The organism is Pseudomonas sp. SZ40 (genome assembly GCF_052958135.1).
In genome coordinates, this window is record NZ_JBQWIF010000034.1 from 13,719 (window position 1) to 34,596 (window position 20,878).

General features: G+C 61.5%; 1 protein-coding gene (running past one end of the window). It reads left to right on the forward strand.

The genetic code is table 11. The annotated features are described in order from the left end of the window. A protein-coding gene (locus ACT9T4_RS21435) for an Ig-like domain-containing protein (RefSeq protein ID WP_499118840.1) crosses the window boundary here: on the forward strand, positions 1-20,878 show its beginning. Its footprint extends 21,848 nt past the window's final position; 20,878 of the gene's 42,726 nt are visible here — the first part of the coding sequence; it begins with the start codon at positions 1-3; its stop codon lies off the right edge, out of view.

Sequence of the window (20,878 nt, forward strand, 5' to 3'; positions counted from 1 at the left end):
ATGCTTGCCGCGCTCTTCGTGCTGGCCGCATCGGACGCGTTCGCGGATGCAGAATTCGATATTCGTGCCGCTAGCGCCCTCGGCTCCACCGGAAGCGCCAGCGACTATGTGCTGGCGGTTACCGATTGTCGGCAGCTTGCAGAAGTCACCATCATCCCTACCTCGCAACGTCTGTTGCCTATCGACGCCGCGCGCGACAGCGACGCCCCCAACAGTTGCTCTTTCACCTTCCGCATCGATGGCGCCAGCGCGTTGCAGCCAGCGGTGCAATTGAAGTTTGCCGACGGCACCCAGAAAGACTACAGCGAAACCTTCCAGCAGGAGCGCGTAGCGCCGCAGCTCGAGCTGACCCAGTTAGCGATCGAATCCGGTGAGGGTGGGCAGTTCCTGCTAGCCAGCTTCGATGCGGGTGATGACGTCGACCTCAGTTATGTCAGCTTTACCCTTACCGGCCTGCGTGCTTCCGATCTGCGCGCTGCTGGTGGTGTGGTCAGTCGTGCCGAAGCCACTGCTTTCTTGCGTATGCCCCAGGGCGTGCGAGTGTTTCCACGTACTGATGGCCAGCGTTCGTTCACTCTGCGCCAGCGCCTCGACCAAGCATTGTCTGCCGATGAAGTGGCGCGCAATGCCCTGGTGATGGTCCAGGCCGTGGCAGTGGACGCATCCGGCAACCAGAACAGCTATTCCGATATCCGTTTCATCGGCGATAACGTCGATGAGGCTGCACGCTCCATCAGCGTGCACCCCGACCGCTTGCTGTTCAGCGATGCATTGCAGTCCGCCAGGCTGGTGCCTGAGGTGGATTTCGAGTTCCGCGGTATCACGCCCCTGGCCGGCCTTGGTAGCGGCGTCAGCTATCGCTCAGGCGATACCAGCAAGGTTTGGGTCAGCGCTGAAGGGGTCGTTTATCCTCTCGAAGAAACCAATGGCCAGGCAGTTTTCATATATGTGAGCTATCCAGGTCTGGCCGAAATCAGCCTGCCGGTGAACGTCGACTTCAGCCGCCGGCTGACGGCCCTTCGTTATGAGGGGCAAGTCGCCGGCCAGGCACTGGTATTGCCACGCCTGAATGGCTTCCAGACGTTGCCATCGCTGATCGCGGTGTTTGATGACGGCAGCGAATCGCCACTCGCTGACAGTCTTGCGGTGGAGCTGCAGTTGCCTGCCGGTAGCGAGGGTGTCCTGGAGCGCAATGAGCAGAGTCAACTGCTAGCTCGCGCGCAGATCCCTGCTACCAGCCCGTTGACCCTGCATGCGCGTCTGCAGCGTTACCCGGAAATCGGCGTTGATCTGCCAGTGGCTGCAGAAGACGCCGTACCCTCCGTTGAGCTGGAGCCCGAAGCCAGCGTCGCGGTGGGTGCCGTGCTGGAGCTCAATGCCACTGCCAGTGATGACGTGGCGGTGAAAAGTGTCGAGTTCTGGCTCGACGACAACCTGGTGGGCCGCCGGCTGGCGCCACCCTACAGCCTCAGTCTGCCTGTCGAGCAGGAGCTGGAAGGTCGTATCCTGCGTCTGCGTGCGGTGGCGTTCGACGGCACTGGCAAAAGTCAGAGTACTGCCGAGCGCCCGGTAAAGGTGGTGGCCAAGAGCAGTCCGCAGGTACCGACCTTTATCTTCGAAAACCCCATCGACGCACAGCGTGTGATCGAAAACAGCCCGGTGAGGGCGGTTATCGCGGTCAACCTCGGCGTGCTGCCGGATGTGGAGTATCAAAGCGGTATCAGTCTGGTGGAGTACTTCTTCGACGGTCGCAAAGTCGGTGAAACCTCTTTCCCGGCTTTCGAGCAAAGGCCGCTGCAAAGTGATCCTGGCAAGAAACAGCTATTCGAAATCTGGCAGGCCACTCTGCAGGTGCCGGAAATATCTGTGCGTGAAACCAGCCTGGGCCTTTCCGCTCGCGTACATTCCGCTAATGGCGGTGTCGCCGATGCCCCAGCGCGCCTGCTGCGGGTGCTGGAGAATCAGAAGCCCATCGCACGCATCACCCAGCCCGCAGTTGGCAGCATCGCCACCGTCGGCCAGAGCATGGCCGTGACCGTGGAAGTCAGCGATGACACTCTGGAGGGTGGCACCGATGTCTTCCTTCAGGTGAATGGCACTGAAGTCGGTTCATTCCGTCATGTGACGGATAACTATGACGGCAACGCTTTCGGTCTGCGTAGCACGAGTCACACCTTCCAGCTTCCGATCAAGGCCGAATGGCTGGGGCGCACCCTTGAGCTACGTGCCCAGGCGGTGGATCTGCATCAGCAGAGCAACCTGTCCGAACCGCTGCTGCTTCCGGTCAAAGGTGATCAGGCGCCTACTGTGTCGCTGAGCTACCCGGTGGAAGGTGCTCATCTGGTTTCTGGTCAGCCGGTAGAGTTTCGCGCCAACGCAACCGACGACCTCGGGTTGCGTCAGGTGGATTTCTACGTCAATGACAAACTGGTGGGCAGCGACCTGCGTGCGCCGTTCAGTGTGGTCTATCAGGCTCCGCCGGGTGTGGAGAGCGAAACGCCGCTTGTTTTGCACGCCATCGCTACGGACAGTGCCAACCAGACTGCCCGCAGCCCTGCGGTGAACGTGACCCTGGGCAAAGACGAAGACGATCCAGTGCTCAATCTGGCCTCGCCGGCCATCAGCGTCAGCGACGCCGGTGAGGATCTTGCTCCGGTGGTGGAGCAGAGCACCTTTGTGCTCAAGCTCACCGGCTATGACAACGTTGGTGTCGAGCGCCTGGAGCTTTACGGCGTTGCCAAGCAGGCGGGTGTCGGCTTCTACCTTACCGGCAATCCGAATGATCGCCTGAGCAGTGTCGACGGCGACCTCACCGTGCAGCAGATCCCCGGCGCGCTGAAGGCCTACTCGGTTATCAAGGTCGTCGCTGCGCCGGCCTTCAAGCACCTCGACGGTGTGCGCTACGACCGTTACCCCATCCGCGCCGTGGCCACCGATGCCACTGGCAACGACAGCGAACTGAAAGTGCTGATCGGTGTGGGCGATGACAGCAAACCCGAGGTTCGCGCGCTCAGTCCCACTCAGGGCAGCCTGTACAGCCAGGACACCCTGAGCGTTGACGTAGTGGCCCGCGATGACCGCGCCGTGCATGCCCTGGAGGCCAGCCTCTGGGCCGCCAATGGCAGCGCGCCGCTGTGGCAGAAACGTGTCGACCAGGCTGCGGGGCTCACGCCGGGGCCGGAGACCGTCAACCGTCTGAGTATCGATCTCAAGCCACTTGGACTGGGTAATCAGCCGCGCGAGTTACGCCTGAAGGTTGCGGCGGTGGACGATGGTGGCCAGACCGGTGACAGCAAAGAGCTGGCTGTGAAGGTACTGGCCGACACCCTTGGCCCGCGCCTGGCGGTGACCTCGCCAGTGCAGGGCGCGCCGCTGTATGCCGGCAACACCGTGACGGTGAAACTACGTGGTGTGGATGACACCAAACTGGTCAGCCTGCGTGCTGTCAGCGGCGCTAAAACCCTGCATAGCCGTGTGCTTGCTGAGAAGCAGCAGGTTGCCAGCTTCGACGACCAGTTCGAACTGGTCGTGCCGAGCGAAGGCGAGGAGCTGGTGATCGAGCTGCGAGGCAAGGATCAGTACGGTAACGATGCCGAGCCGACGTTGTGGCGCTTCCCGTTGAGCAAGGACTTGCCTCCCGTGGTCAGCGTTCGTGCCCCCGCTCCGGGCGCGCGCTTGTACGAGGGTGAAGCCTTTACCGCGCAAGTGCTGGCTACCGATGACCGCAAGGTTGCCAGGCTGGAGTTCTTCCAGCGTAGCGGTGGCCAGACTCAACTGCTGAAAAGCGTGAGCGGTGCAGACCTGGACAAATCTGCAGGTGGTTATGTCGGTGCGGCTCTGCGCGTACCCAACAAGGCGGGGGCAGACACCGTTATAGGCGCCCGCGCCACTGACAGCGCAGGCCAAGTGACCGAGGTGCTTTTCGATCTGGAAATCATCGATGACAGCGAGGCGCCTACCCTGCAACTGAACAAGCCGGCCGGTGATTTCAGCCTGTCGCCGGGAGCCAGCTTCGAACTGCAGGGCAGTGCCGGCGACAATCAGTGGGTTGATGCGATCGACGCGGTGTTCATCGACCCGCAAAGCGGTGAAGAGCATGTCGTTGGCTGGACGCTGTTCAGCCGTATGGACCGTGTCGAAACCGTAAAGGTGCCGAACCCTGGGACTTTGGGCGCGGTTCTGGTCGGTCAGCGCTTCTACGCCGATTTCGATGCACGTCTGCGCCTGACTCCGGAGCTTGGCCGACGTTATGCCGGCAAGGTGCTGCAACTGGTGTTGCGTGCTCGCGACCGCGGTATCAATGAAACCCGTTCTGCACCGATCAACGTCAAGGTTCTGGCCGATGAAACCGGCCCGCAGATCAATATTCAGCAGCCGGGCGAGCGTTTGTTCGATCGCCAGCAAACCCATCTGCAGGTCAACCTCAAGGACGACACCGCCATCGCTTCTTATGAAGTGCGTCTGCTCGATGACCTTGGCCGCAACGAAGTCTTGGCCCAGGCCTCAGGCCTCGGTGATGCGGAAGTGAACGTGCCGGCCATCGGCCGGCAAACGCTGATCGATATCGAGCGTTACCGGCCGCAAGCCGAACCTATCGCCCTGACGCTCACCGTCACGGCCACCGACCTGCTCGGTAACCAGAGCCTGCAGACCCGGCGCATACTGATTCAGGCCGATCAGCCACCGAAACTGGCTTGGCGTGACAGCGCGCCATCGGCCCAGCAGGAGCGTGGCCAGCCTTTGCGTGGCAGTCTGCAAGTGACCGACGACTACGACAACAGTACCGTCGAACATCTGCTGATGCTCAGCTCCCTGCGTGAGCTGACCACCTCACGGGCGGCCAAGGGGCTCACCCTGAAATCCGCCACGATGCAGCGCAACATTGCCCAGATCGCCTTTGCCTACCCGGAAGCCGGGGATTGGCAGGGCGCGCTGCTCTACAACGAAAAACCCTTCCTCAATATAGCCGCTGGCCGTCTGACCCTGCAGGGCGACGAAGAGTCCAATGCTCCGAAAACGCTGAAAGTCGGCGACACGAGCAGTGTGTGGGAGCTGGAAACCTTCTCGCGCAACCTCTGTGAGGTTCGCCCGACGCTGCGTGAGGTGCAGGCGCCCAACGGGCTGATCGATTTCACTAGCCTGGTCAATGGAGACGTCACGCGTCTGGTGCTACGCCCGCGTAGCGGTGTTCCGGCGTTCATCCGCGAGCTGCAGTTCACCCTGCAGGAATCGGGAGCGGCCGATGTTGGCGCCGCCAGTGGTACGCGCGTACCGGGTCGCTACGCGATCAACCTGCTGCTGCAGGACGGTATCGGTGCGCCCGCGCAAACCGCCTTCCTGCAACTGGGACGCAGTGGCTCGCAGAGCCGGAACGATCAGAGCTTCGCCACTCTGATGCCGGTCCCAGTGGAAGCTCAGGGCACTAACGTCACCCTGCTTGGCCACGCCACCGATCGCTTCGCTCACGAGCGCGGCGAGCAAACCCTGAGCGCTTTGCTGCAACAGCCGTTGATTCTCGACGAGCAGGCACCGACCTCACGCCTGATCAGCCCGGTGGCCGGGACAGTGGCGATCCCTATGCAGCAGCTGGACCTGAAACTGGGCTTCAGTGACGACAGTCTTGCTCTCAAAAGCCTACGGCTGCTTGAAAACCGCAGCCGTGTGGTACACGACCTTGGCGTCAGCTATGGGCAGACCACCTGGCAAGTGCCGTACTCCGTGCCCAGAGGCTTCTCCAGTGGTGAGCTGGAGCTGACCCTGATCGCCGAAGATTTCAGCGGTCGCAGCAGTGAGCACAGCTTGATCTATCCGCTTCAGGCGAACGAAAAACCGCAACTGACCTTCTCAGGTTTCAATACCTACTGGGTCAACGGCAGCTACCAGAAAGCGCTGACAGACCCTGCACGTATCAACTATGGCGAGTTCTGGGTGCGCATCAACGAGCGTTTCCGCCTCGACACGGTTCTTCGTGATGATGCCGGCCTGGCTACCTATCGCATCGTGCGCCTGAAGCGCGATGGCAGTGTGGCGGCAGTTGTTCATGAGCGTGGCTTCCAGGTCAATTGCCCGGCAGCGCCTCCGCTGGTGGCGACAGACAAGACCGAGGTTCTGTTCGACCAGACCGAGCCGACCGAGTATCGACTCGAGCTGACCGATACGTATGGCAATCTCAGTGAGAGGACTTTCCTGGTTCACCCGCTGACCAACGTGGTGCCGGAAGTTCGCATTACTGCTCCGGCTGAAGACCAGGAAATCGTTGCCGGTACCTTCCGCATCCGTGTTGGGCTGGTGGCTGCCGATGACCGTCTGCTCACCGATTCGCGGTTGAAAGTGTTCGCCAACGGTGTGCCATTGCCGCTGGTTTCCACCGCCAGCAACATTGCCGCTGGCGGAGATCTGGTGGTCGATGCAGCGTTCGCCAGCATTCACGACAGCCTGCATGCCAACTACGATGCTGGCATTGCCGATGATTTTGGCCGCCGCAACAGTCCCTATGCCTTGCAGCGCACGTTCGTGCTGGAGGTGCCGCAAGGCCTGATCCGTCATAACGAGACGCTGAACCTCACTGCGCAGATCGAAGACTCCGACGGCGCTGTAGGTCTGTTCGAGCGGCAGATCAAGGTAATGGCAGACCTGATCAAGCCAGAAGCGGCGATCAAGCGCCCGGCAATCGGTTTCGGCGCCCCGGAAGACAGTGACTTCACCGTCGCTTTCCAGGGCTATGACAACGTCAAGGTGAACCGTCTGACACTGTCCCGCGCTTATGGCGTGCTGAAGAACGATGGCACTTACGTCAAACAGAACTTCGCTCTGGTACGCAGCATCGACGGGATCCCGGCCGACGACTACGAGCCGATTACCACTCTGAACATCGATACGCCTGAATACAGTCAGTTGCTCCATGTGGAGCGTCTGGCAACCATTCTGAAAAGTTTTGGTTTGACCACCAACGAGATCAAACGGGTCGATGTGCTGGTGCGTGTCGAGGCCTTCGACGCTGCCAACAGCCAGGCCTGGGAAGTGGGGTATCCGGTGCGCGCGGATGAGCGTCCGACGCTGGACGTAGCCGAGCCTGCATCGGGCGCCAAGGTTGTGGAAGGCAACCCACTGTATGTGAACGTCAAGGCCTTCGATGATGTAGGCATCGAGTACGTCACTCTAATCGCCACCTATGGCAATGGGCAGACCCCTTATATCCAGCGTTTGCGCACCTCGCCGTACAACTACATGGTGCCGGTGCCTGCTTTCGATAGCACCAATCCGGCGGCCAACCGCATCAACTTGAGCATCGAAGCGGTAGACACCTATGGCGTTGCCCATGGTGATCTGGATGCGCACCGCGCCGAAGAAAGCCTGGACGTGGAAATCATCCGCGACCAACTGCCGAGTGTGATCATCGCTACTCCGAAAGACGGCAGCGAGACCACCGAGGGGCAGTTGCTGCTTGTAGAAGTCAATGCCGTGGACGACGTGGGTGTCGACCGCGTGGTGCTGAACATTGCCGGCTATAAAGGCGGCGACCGCAGCCTTACCGATATGGTCTTCCCCTACGAATTCCTGGTGGAAGTGCCGTATGGCCAGGCCGGCACCGACCTCAACCTGACTGCCAGCACTCTCGAGCGACGTGCTGACGGCAAGGGCCGCAGTGTCAGCACTGCCAAGCCGGTGAAAGTCCGAGTGCTCAAAGACGACAAGGCACCACAACTGACGGTGAAGCTGCCGCTTGCCACTGGCGCCAGCGTGGCGGAGAAACGCAACCTGCCCTACCAGCTGGAAGTGACCGACAACGTACGTGTCGGCTCGATAAGCCTGGGCCTGTATGCTGACCGTAATGCCGACGGCACCTTCGATGACACTGAACGGGTGGTCGATCGCCTGCTGCTCAGTGCGCCTTATATAGGCAGCCTGCCCCTGGGTAGCATCGCCGATTATCTGGGGCGCACCGACAGCCTCCCTGAATCCCTGCCACTGCAGTTGCGCATCATCGCTCGCGACCCGAGTGGCAACGAGACCATGGAGAAGGTCCCGGTCAACCTGCTGCGTAATCAGGCTCCAGAAGTCAACGCCATCAAGCTGTTGGATGCACGCGGCTTCGCCATGGGCGACGTCACCGAATTGACCGAAGGCCGCGGTATCGTCGTGCAGGTACAGGCCAGCGACGCTGAAGTGGGTGTGGACGCCGCAGCGCTGTATTACGCCATCGGCCCCGTGGGTTCCGAGCCGAAATACCAGGCTCTCGGTGAGGATTCCGCGGCGCCGTATCAATTCCATTTCAAGGTGCCCACCGGCCGTGTCGACCAGGTATTGCGCCTGCGCGCCAAGGCTCGTGACCTCGACGGCTATGAGTCGACCTTCGTCGATCTGCCGGGCAGCATCAGGATCAAGGCTGACAAGGCGCCCAATGCCCGTATCGTCAAGCCGGACAATGACAACGCGGTAGTGATCGACGGCGAAGACGTGGAAGTGTTCGTCGAAGCCTTCGATGACCTCGGCCCGGAAGGCATCGACCGCGTGACCTTCTATATCAACGGCGTTCCGGTGACCAGCACCGAGCAAAGCTATGGTCAGCAGGTCGGCAGCCATGCTCAGGATCATGTCTATCGGGCACTGATCGCCGCACCTGCCGGGGTGCAGGGCTTTACCGTACAAGCCATCGCCTATGATGTACTTGGCCAGGCTGGCGAGTCGCAGATCGTACGTGTCGGCAAGCTGGAAGATACGGTGATTCCACGCCTGGGCGTGCTCTACCCGATTGATAAAGATGTGCTGACCATGGGCGAAAGCCTGCGCGCAGTGGTATCCATCGAAGACATGGGCGGTGCCATTTCCGATGTCAGCATGCTCTGGAGCCGCGAGTATCAGAACGAAAACGGCGAATGGAAGGTCGCTGACCAGTACCCGTTGAAACTGTTCCGCGATGACCAGCGCGCCAGTGGCGATACCACACCGGTGAGCGATCCGGACAAGCATTACTTCATCTACTGGGCCGACTTCAGCCAGGGCGATGTGCTGCGCCGGACCGGCCTGCGCAACGAGCGCCTGCATGTGCTGACCAAAGTGGTCACGCCGAACCACACCGTCACCCGCGACACCTACCACGAAATGGGTTGGCCGATCAGCGAGCGGCGCTTTATCGCCCCGCAGAACGGCGACCAGGTGTCGGCGAAGAAAGTGCACTACACCGCAGTCGACCAATACCGCGCTCTGGACCGTTCCGGCGCGATGATCGCAGCCTGGTCGACCATCGACCCGCTGCGCATCGAACAGGGCCTGGGCCTGCTGAGCAGAACCGAAGCCCTGGCCGGTAATGCCCCGGCTCGCACCGGTATCTTCATTCTCGACGCTGTGGACGAAGCGCAGAGCAACGGCAACGGTGATTTCTTCGCCTATTCGCCACTGCTCAACGGCGCGGCGGAAATCTTCAGCGGCAGCATCGGGGAGTTAGTCACCGACGAGAACATCGTCCTGGCAGGCAAGTCCGGCATGACCGGCGGCAGCTGCCTGTCGGACTTGGGCAACTGCAGCTTCGCCGATCAGCTGACCTCGGAAATCAAGCAAGACTGGCACGGCGGCGATACCCCAAGCGAAGGCACCGGCGCCCTGTACCTGGATAACAACGCCGGTGAGCTGTTGCTGTTCGGACAGAAAAATGGTGATGGCCAATTCGGTCTGCCGTACCTGCTGCTGGGCCGTGTGGACATGCCCTACCCGGATGTCTACGGTCTGACCCGCAGCGGCAATCTGGCCCTGGTCGCCAACGGCAACGGCGGCGTGCAGGTCATCGACGTTACCAACATGACCGCGCCTTACCACGTCGGCTACATCAAACCCAACGGCTTCGCCCGCGATGTAAAAGTGCGTGGCCATTACGCCTATATCGCCGCCTCGGAAGAGGGGGTGGTAGTTGCCGATCTGAGCACTCCGGCCATGCCCATCGTGGCGAGGGTCGACACATTGGGTGTTGCCAACCGTCTTAATCTGGTGGGCAACCAGCTGTACGTGACCGACATGGCTGGCAGCGGCGACAGTGCGCGTTTGAGCCGAATCGACATCAGCGAACCGGATCAGCCACGTGTTGCGCAGGTGGTGGAGATCGCACCGCATCGTCCGGATCAGACCCCAGACGGTCTCTACGACGTGCATGTATCCGGCAACCTGGCCTATGTCACCCAACTGCTTTCCGATCAGGAAGACAAACCGTCGCAAAGCCTGGTGCAGATCCTCGACCTGGCGCGCGTCGGCCAGAGTGGTGTGGATGCCAGCGTCCCGGTAATGGTGCAGCGCAACGCTACTCTGGATGACTTCGGCGTGCGCGGCCTGACCCTGGCCCGTGGAGCCATTCAGGTGGCGGCCGGCAGAGGTGGCATCGGTCGCATCGATCTGCCGGCGCTGACCGTGCTGCAGCACAGCCCGCAAGTGGGCGAGACCGATGTCAGCACCCAGCTTTCGCAGATCCTTATCGAGCTCTCGGCCGTTTTGCCGAGCGATACGCTGCTCAGCGATTACGTGCAGGTACTGGAGGGTGATGCGCAGATTGGTCGCGATGTCACCGCGCAGTTCGAGCTGTCCTTCGCTGCTCGTGGTACCGATACCACCAAGCGACGTATTCAACTGGTGCGTAAAGACGGCCAGAACCTGCTACCGCGTCAGCGTTATTACGTCCGCCTGAAGCAGGGCCTGAAACCCGTAACCGGTCAGGTGCTGGCTTCCGACTACGTGTTCAGTTTCAGCACCGCTTCGGCCGATGCGCTTTACCCCGACATCATCAGCATCTGTACCCGAGAAAGCGCCGAGCGCCATGGTTGCGTGAACGTCGGTGACGTACGTGGCGGTACCCAGGTGGTGGTGCGCGGCACCCACTTCGGCGAACAGCCACGCCTGTCTGTGGGGGGGGAACCGCTGGTAGTGGAAAGCCGCGTGGCTGATCCGGATACCGGTATCGTCACGATCTACGCGAAAACCGTACCGAATTATCCAGGCCCTGCTGCGGTCACCGTCACCACCGCTGCCGGCCTGAGCGACACCGTGCTCGGTGGCTTCGTGTTCGTCGATGAGCTGAGCATTTCCCACCTCACGCCTGCTGTGGTACGCGTGGCCCAGACCGGCAAGAACGACCGCGTCGATCTGGTGGGTAAAGGCTTCCACGCCGGTATGACCCTCACTGCTTACAAGAGCGGTGAACCGGCGACGGCGAAGACCTTCAAGGTCGGCTCCGATGATCTGCGCCTGTACAGCGCCGAGCGGATGAGCCTGCTGGTACCGGACCTGCGTGACGATGAAGGTGGCGGTTATCGCGGCTTTATCGATATCGAACTGGCCGACGATCTTGGTCGCCACTACGTACAACGCAATGCCCTGTTCTATGGCCGCCTGCAGCTCGACCGTAGCCTGGAAACCGAACCGCCGATGACCATCGAGGAAATCGACGCGCGCCTGAAAACCCTCGCCGATGGCCGACTCACCAGCTATGTGCCGGACCCGCTGAAGCTGCCCCCGGGCAATATCGTCGACCTCGCCGCCGACAGCGAACTGCATATGCTCTACGTGCTTGGCCGTGGCGAGTTGAGAGGCCCGGCCCCGGGCAGTCTTCTCAACCTCGAGCAGTTGCAGCACTACTACGCGCCGGGCTGGATCAGCCTGGTCAAATACGACCCGGCGAAGATCGCCGAAGCCGCGCCGCGTCATGGCCTGGGGTATTACAACCTGCCGCAGGACCTGCAACCGAGCGCCATGGCTCTGGCCGAGAAACAGCTCTACGTCACCGCCCGTGGCTACGATTTCCCCTACCTGGATACCGAATACGAAAGCCGTAGCGTGCTGCTGGTGTACGACCGCGAAACCCGTGACCCGGACATGCTCACCGAGCAGCCGCCTGGCAAGGACCGCGACATTCGCTACAGCCTGCCGCTGCCCAACGGCACCGTGGCCGAGAAAGTGGTCGCCCATCAGGGCCTGCTGTTGATTAACGCCGGCAAGGAAGGCGTGGTGGTGGTCAGCATTGCCGACCCGCTGCGCCCGAGCGTGGTGCGCCGTCTCACCTCCGCCACCGTCGATGGTCGTGCCCTGGCGCTGAGCAACGTTACCGATATCAGCGTGATCGGCGATGCCCTGCACGTGGCCAACGGTGGCAACCGGGTGATTTTCGACCTGAGCAGACCGTCGCTGCCGCAAGTGGGCGATTCGCGCGTCACCGGCCTCACCGGCATCACCGCCGATGGCAGTAAGTTCGTGACCGGCAATGGCTTGAACCTTTACGACGCCAGCCGTCCGGCCTTCATTCGTGAACAGGGGCGTTATCTGTCCGGCGGCTTCAGCGTGCCTGGCGCCAGCCAGGGCATTCTGGCCCAGTCGAGCACTGCACTGAACCTGACTCAGGCGGCCAGCGACAAGACCAGTTGCGAACTTGGCTCCATCGGGTATCTGGGCTTCTACGACTTCAGTCGTGCCGATAACATCAGTTTGCTCGATGCCCTGGGGCTGCCGTATTGCATCAGGTCGCCCGCTGGCGGCCTGCTGCTCAAACCTGCGCGTAGCACACCTATGGTGCTTACCGATCAGGGGATCGGGGCGTTTTCGGTACCGACCCCATTGGGCGAGGAAGTGATCTCCAATCTCGGCCTGGTGGACCTGCTGACCCTGGAACTGGTGCGCTCCATTCCTGCCGATCAAGCGGACGGTATGCCGCTGGATAGCCCGCTGACTCTGCAATTCACCCGTCCGTTGAGCACCATGGATGACGACCAGTTGCGTCAGTTCATTACGCTGCAGCGCGACGCGCAAAACAATCAGCCAGCAGTGGAGCTACCGTTCAGTCTGCAGCGCAGCAGCGATCAGCGCGTACTGACCGTTCAGCCAGGGCAGAGCCTGCTGGCCAACCACAGCTACCGCCTGATCCTCAAAGGCGACTTGGCCAGCCGCCGCAGCCGAGGCTTGTTAGAGCATGAAATTCGTTTCCGCACCGGTAGCGCTGGTGGGGCTCAGGTGCAAATCGTCAGCACTGCGCCGGGTATGCTCGACGTCGGCGGTGGCGATCTGGATGTGGTGCTGCGTGGTGCCAGTGGCCAAGTACAGTTCAGCGTGTCCGGCCAGGCAGCAACCGGGGCTTTTGCCGAAACCCTGGCAGACGGCACCGCTCGTTATCGTATTCAGGCGCCGTCCAGCTTGCCTGGTGCAGCCAGTCTGCAGGTGGTCAGTGGTAACGGCAGCAAGGCTTCCAAAGTCGGCGCCGTACAGTTCGTGGAGCCACTGTTGTTGCGGACGCTGGCACCCGCCGTGGGTTCGTTGAACGGCGGCACTCGTGTACAGATAAAAGGCCAGGGCTTCCGTAGTGAAAGCGGCGCCATGACCGTGCATTTCGGTGATATACCGGCGCTGCAATACAAGGTGCTCGACGCTGAAACGCTGGAAGTGGTTGCCCCGGCAGGCCCAATTGGCACTGTCGATGTGCGTGTGCAACTGACCAATGGTCAGCTCGGTACCCTCAGCCAGGCGTTCACCTACCAGCAGCCACCGCAATCGCAGATTCGCGACAAGGGCCGTATCTACGATATGGCGCTGGACCCATCAGGTAGTCTGCTGTTTGCCGCTCAGGGCGAGGCTGGGGTACTGGTCTATGACCTCAATGCCGGTAACTACACCGCCGACCCGCAGAAACCACTGAACCCGGATGACCTGTTGCGCCTGATCGACCGCAACGGCGACCGCTCCGACGACCGTATCGTTTCACGCATTGGCCTGCCGAGCGGCTTCATCGCCGTAGGCGTGGAGCCCTATTTCGAGCGCGGTACCGACCGTGTCTACATCACTGCCGTCCATCTGGGCAGCGGCGGTACCCCGGATGCAGCGCGCCTGTTCACCGTCGCCTTCGACGAGCTGGACCCGGCGAAAACGACCCTTATCGGCAATCTGGAGCTGCCAGGCACCGCCGTGCGTGGCCTGCGCGTGCGCAATGCACGGGTGCTGCTGGCCATGGGCGAAGAAGGCCTGGGCATCGTCGACGCCTTCCTGCCCAACAAAACCTATCTGGTGCAGAGCCTGGCCGCCGAGCCAAAACTGCCAATGCTGGACGTGGCGACACAAGCCGGTGCTGCTGGCGAAAGTGGCCTGATCGTGGCGGTCGGTGGTGTCTTCGATTACCGCAGCAACCGCCTGCTGACCAAGGAGGCCATCGGCAGTGGTGGCTTGCAGGTTTACAGCCAGAGCGCCAGTGCTGGGCTGCGCCGCCTTGGTAAGCTCGACCTGCCGGGCACCCGCGTATCGCTGCAGGGACGTTACGCATACGTCGCAGCCGGTGCCAGTGGCGTGGCTGTGGTGGACCTGCTCGACCCGAGCGCGCCTACCGTCGTGGCGCGTATCAACGACATCGGCTATGTCTACGATCTCGATTTCAATGGCAACACCCTCTATGTCGCGCGTGGCGACAAGGGTGTGCTGATGGTCGACGTAACCGACCCGCTGAAACCTGTCGTCGGCCGCAGCATGACCTCCAGCGGCAGCGTGGAGAGCGTGGTGGCGGGTGATTACTCGGCCCACTCGGGCGGTGTCGATGAAAAAGGCAGCTTGCTGCAAGTGGTGCCGGATGTACTGCTGAAACTGCACGCCATTGACCCAGCCAACGGCATCCTCGATCGTCAGGTGGATGGCCGCGTGCAGGTGATTGCGCGTTTCAACAAAGCCATCGACCTGTATCCCGCCAACAATGGTCTGCTCAGATTGCTCGATAGCCGTGGCGCAGAGCTGCCGGTAACCGTGGAAATCACCAATAACGATGCCCGGTTGTTGCTGCCATCCAGCACCGCTGACCGTCTCAGCGTGGGCGAGCGCCTGACGTTGCTGGCCAAGGCCGGTATCGCTTCGGTGAAGCCGATAAGCGCTCGCGATAGCTTCGTGCTGCAGCGCCTGGCCCAGGACCAGCGCGTGCCGCTGACCTTCCGTGGCGCACGCAATGATGCACTGTCCATCGAGGCAGTGACTCCGCGTCGCGTCGCACGCGACACCGTCAGCCTGATCAGCGTCAGCGCTCTTGGCATTCCGGCCAATCTGGCTCAGGTGCGCCTGTATGCCGGCGACCGAGCCCTGCAGATCGAAGGCGTTACCCGTGATAACAGCAGCGCGCCTGCCGTACTGAAAGTCAGCGTGCCAGCGTTGCCGAATGCCGGTCAGTACAACCTGACCCTGCAAGTCCAGCGCGATGGCATCTGGCAGCAGGCCGTGCTCGAAGGTGCCTTGCTGGTGGACGCGCCAATCCGTTTCGACGCTCTGGTACCGCTGTGGGGCCCGGTGGCCGGCGATACCGTGGTGACTGTCAGTGGTGATGGCTTCGAGCCGGGCAATACCGTGATGGACGGTCTCAAGGTACGTTTCGGCGGTCTGCCGGTTGGTCGTATCGAGGTTCTTGCCAGTAACCGTATGCGTGTCACCTCGCCACGCGGTGCACCTGGCAAGGTCGATGTGCTCGGTGAAGACCGTTACGGCAACCAGGCCAACCTCACCGGTATTCGCGGTTTCGGTTATGGCCTGCGCAAGCAGTCCGAGCTGCACCCGTCCCTGATATTCCCGAGTGATGTGTGGATCGACCAGCAGACGGGTGTGGCCATTACCAACGGCGGCTACATGGTCAATGGTTACGGCAAGCAGAACCTGCCGGCCGGTGGCTGGCTGCCCGAGTTGTATCGTGCGGCATCTTTCTCGGTACAGGACGCGAGCAAACCGTTGTTGGTCGGTGGTGCCTCGTCGTTACCAAGCGATGCCACACGCTTGAGCCTCAAGATGCAGGCAGATGCCATCTACAAGCGCATGGAGTCGGTCTATGCGATTGAGCCGACCGAGCAAGAGCAGGAGATTCTCGATCGTCAGCAGGCCCAGGACTTCAAGGTCGGCTTCGACTCTCTGCGCGTCAATCCGACCCTCGAGTGGGAGCAGAATACCTGGCGCAAGCGGCTTTACGTGGCCAGTGGACTGGGTGGTGTGGCGCGGCTCAATCTGGATGAACAGAACGGCTTGCAAACCATTCATGAAGAAGACCTCGAGGCACCGATCAGTCGCCTGGTCAAGCAAGGCCCCGGGCTGATTGCTGCCGCCGTATCCGTTGTCGCCGAACCTCCGAATGCAGACAGTTGTGCGTTCAGAATCGAAGACGCTGCGCCAGGTGGCCTGCTGGCCTTGAACTACCAGAATGGCGAAGACCCGGTACGTGTTGCCGGCCCCGCTGGCCTGCAGGGTGGCGCCTTGCTGCAACTCAACGATGGCTGGCTGTTCAGTGGCGGCCAGGTTCAAGGCGCCGCTTGGGTCAATTGCCCAGGCTGGGAAGAATCGCTCGGCGTGCCGGTGGACGGCAAGGAGGGGGAGATCCGCGCTCTGAACTTGTTCGATCCAGCACAAGCTCGTCGCTACAGTTTCGTTGCCAATCCGCAGGACATGCTCAGCTATGGCCGTTATCTGATCGCAGCCGTTGGCAGTCGTGGGGTGGAAATCATCAACCGCGACGAGCCTGAAGAGCGTGTGCTGCTGAGCCTCGATCAGAAGCTGCAGGCCAGCGCTGGCCGTGGTGTGCGTCTACGCCTGGCGGGCAGCTTGCTGTTCGTTTCTGCCGATACGGGGGTAGTGGTGGTCGACCTCAGTGAGCCGCTGCAGCCACGCGTGGTCTCGGCCGGTAACCAGGAACGTATCGAAGCTCTGGACCTGTTCAACAACCGCCTGGTTGCGGGTTCCGGTACCGCTGGCCTGACCTTGCTCGAGCTACCTGGCGCCTTGGTACTGGACGCCAGCGTCAAGCAGGGCGGCATACTGCCGGCCGGTGAGCAGGCGCTGGAGCTGACCTTCAATGAGCCGGTCACGCTTGAGTCCCTGCGCGCCGCTGGCAGCTTGCGTCTTGTCGACATGAGCAACGGCGAGCGACTGCTGAGCAGCCCGACCATCGACGCCCTCAACGGTGACGGGCAGTCCGCCAGCCGCGTGGCAGTGCGCTTTACTCCTGCACCGGGCGCGCAGCTGCGTCTGCGCCTGGAACAGGCGCGCAATCTGCGCGGTGCCGGCCTATGGGCGCCGTATCAGGTCGATTTCAAGGTTGCACCAACTGGCGCCATGCAGCCTGCGATCAAGTACCTGGAAAATGCCAGCTTCCACCGTGGCGCCCAAGACCGAGTGGTGATTCACGGCAGCGGCTTCTCCAGTACGGTAAAAGGCTTCATTAACCAGTACCCGATCGAACTGCAATGGGTCAGCGCGCAACGCCTGGAAATTGCTCCCCATGCCCTCGACATGCTGCCGTTGAGCCCGGGTCAATGGCACCTGCGTCTGGACGACGGTGGTCTGCGTACCGATTACCTCGGTGCTCTGGTCGTGGGCACTGAGCAAGCGCTGGAGCAGGTCAAGTACAGCGTCAGCCCTGATTCGGCGAGCAAGAAGGGCGGTGCACTGATCACCATCGGCGCTGGTCAGGACGTATTGATGCCGGGTACCAGAGTGGTACTGCGTGCACGCCATGGCGAAACCGAGATTTATACCGGTCGCAGCCCCATTGTCGAAGAACCAGGCAGCATCAGCATCGATCTGCATGACAACGTGGTCACTCAGCGTGAATTCAGATTCGTTCTGCCGGGCGTGATCGACCCTGACATCTACGATGTATTCCTGCGCATTCCAAGCGGTGCCACGACCCGTGAAATCAAGGTCGGGTCGCTGTCCTACACCCTGCCACAGGGCCTCGGCATTCTGCTGCCGAATTATCCGCCGATGCAGATCGGTGCTGCACAGGTGGTGGGTGACCGTCTGTTCGTCGGCGTCAAAGCTGGCGCCCAGCCGACCTCCAGCAATCGTTACCTGATGACCGCTGGCCTGGAAATCTACGACATCGGTTTGTGGGAACGTCCGATTCGCCTTTCGCAATTGCGCCTGAGCGAACCTGTACTGGGATTGGAAGTGCTCGACAGCCTGGTTTACCTGGCCAACGACCGTGACGGGGTACGGGTTGTGGATGCCAACGACCTGAGCAAGCCGTTGCTGGTGTCCAGCCTGACACTGCCTAGCCACCGCGCGGTCGACCTGGCCGTGGAAACCGGTCGTGGTGCGCTGGCCGTGGCCGCTGCCAACGATCTGGGGACCGGCTATATCCGCTTCCTGCCAATCGGCCGCAACGAGCTGGGTGCTCAGGCTCCGCTGCCAAACATTGTCTTCGATGGCAGCCTCAAGCCGGACTTGCTCGGTGCACCGGTAGATGTGCAGTGGCTCAACGGCGAGTTGTATGTGCTGTTCCTGCGCGACAAACAGCTGTACCTGGCCACTTTCAAGGACTTCGGCGCTCAGCTCGACTACCGGGTACAGGCTATCGAACGAGGCACCGTGGCCGCCAGCTCGATTGCCGAGGCCATTGGCAAGATTACCCTGCAGGTACAGCAAGGCCTGATCAGCGTTGGCACTGGCGACAGCTATCTGTTGCTGGAAGCCGATGCGACGGGCCAGTACCAGACCATTTACTGGCAGGAGCAGAAGAGCAGCGGTGAATTGCTCAGTGTCGGCGGCCAGATCATGCAGGGCAATGGCAAGGGGGTGCAGATCAATACCTCCCCATACCTCGCCGTCGCCTCCAGCACTCCAGGCAACGGTGCCGTATTGGGCAGCAACGAAGGGGTGACTGTCGCCTTCAATAACCTGATCAATACCGACCCGGCGCACCTGGCCTCAGCCATCCGGGTACTGGGTGAGGGCGGTCAACCGCTGGCCGTCGATGCCTTCGAGATGGCCGGTATCAATACCTTGCGCGGCGGTCAGGTGGACCTGCGCTTCAAGGGTGATTATCAAGGCCCGTTGCGTATTGAGGTGAGCACTGCGCTTACCGATCTGGCAGGCCATGCCTTGCGTCAGGCCTTCGTGCTGCAACTCGAGCGTCGCACCGGTATTCGCCCGCTGATCAGCCAGGTCCAGCGTGTGGTCGGAGCGACTGCAGGCTTGCACTACTTCCACGCTACCGGTGGCGAAAGCGCATTGATCAAAGGCAGCGGTTTTGGCGTGGCCGCGGAGCAACTGACGGTGTGGCTGGGTGAAACACGTCTGCAGCCACAGCAGATTCAAAGCGTAAGCGACAGCGAACTGCGCGTGGACGTACCTGACCTGCAAATGGGCAGCATCAGCGCCAGCCTGGCGGTGAAAGTAGAGCGTATCGACCAGCGCCTCAATTACCTGCGTCAAGGCGCGATGACCGTATTGCCGCAGATCGAGATCGACGACCTGCAACCGCAGACAGGACCTCCTCAGGGCGGCAACCTGGTGACCCTGCATGGTCGTGGTTTCAACCATTACATGCAGGTGCGTTTCGCCGGCGGCCTGGCCGGTGATCTGAAGATCCTCAGCAGTAATCGCGCCGAAGTGCGTGCTCCCGCTGGCGCCTTTGGCAAGGCCCAGGTGGCAGTGACCAGCCAACTGTTCGACGGTGAGCAAAGCCTGTCGCCGGTGGATTATTTCTACACCGGTATTCCGACCGGCTCGGTGAACCTGCCTGGCGATATGGCCAGCCCGGTTTCCGCTATTGCCCGTCTGGACGATGGCAGCAGTCAACTGTTGTATGCCGTGACTGGCGGCAGCTTCGACAAGGTCGATAGTCAGGGCCGCGTCGCCCGTGTGACCAGTAATGCCGCGCGCCTGCTCGTGGCCGATATCAGCGACCCGGTGCACCCGGTCATCGTCAACCGCGACTTCGCTGGCCAGCTCAAGCCCTACCACTACGAAGCCCCAAGCGGTCTGGGCAGCACCGGCTTCGCCGACCTTGCGATCAACGATCACCAGCTTTTCGCCGTTGGTGGCCGAAAATTGCTGCACTTCGATCTGACCCTGCCGGCCGAACCGAACAAGATCAATGAACTGGAGCTGGCCAGCGATATAACCGCCCTGGCCACCCGCGATGATCTGTTGTACGTCGCCAGCAACGAAGGCGTGCGTCAGTACCGCATCAGTGGTGAACTGAAACTCGTCGATCTGGGCCTGATCAGCGCAACCCGTTTGGGCGGTACGCCGGGGCGTCTGCGTCTGGCTGGCTCCAGCCTGTGGCTGACCTTGCCGGCCCAGCGCCAGTTGCTGGAAGTTGAACTGGCCAGTGGCGAATTCCGTGTGCTGCGTCGTGTTGCCACTCGCGACCAGGCTGGAAACCCGTTCACCCCCGAAGATCTGCTGATCAGCAGCCAGGGACTGTTGGTATCGAGCGGCGAAAATGCGACGGTGCAGCGCTTCGTGCTGGACAGTGATACCGATGCCACGCCAGTGGCTGATCTCAAGCTCACTTATCTGGTCAGCCGTGGCAGCCTGTTCGCGGGTCAACTGCAACTGGCCGGGCAAACCCTTTACGTCGCAGGCGGGCAGGGCGACGTGCAGCTATTCGATATTTCCTCGTGGCTCAATGGCCGCACTCAGCAAAGCATTGGCCTGCGTGACTATTTCAGCGTGGTCGGCAACGTCAACAGCCTGTCTCTTGGCAGTCAGGCTCTGTACGCTGGCAGCGCTTTCGTATACCTCGATGGCGTACCCGCGGAGAACCCGCTGCCAAGCCTTGAGGCCGCAACCTACCTGGGCGGTAGTCTCAACACTCTGGCTTATCAGAACCTGACCATCCTCAGTCAGCAGCCGCAGCCTTCTGGCCGTCTGCCGAAGGACGCTGGCATCGAAGTACAATTCAACCGCCTGCTGGATAACGCTCAGTTGCGTGACCAGGGTAGCCAGCTCGTTCAACTGTTGCTCGATGGTGCCCCAGTGGCCAGTCAGGCGGCACAGGTCGGTGTTGGCCGTCTGGTGCTGCGCCCGACCACCGCGTTGCAGAGCGGCAAGCTCTATCAGGTCAGCCTCAGTGGTGCCCTGCGCGACCAGCAGGGCAAGACGCTGGGCGCCGATTACC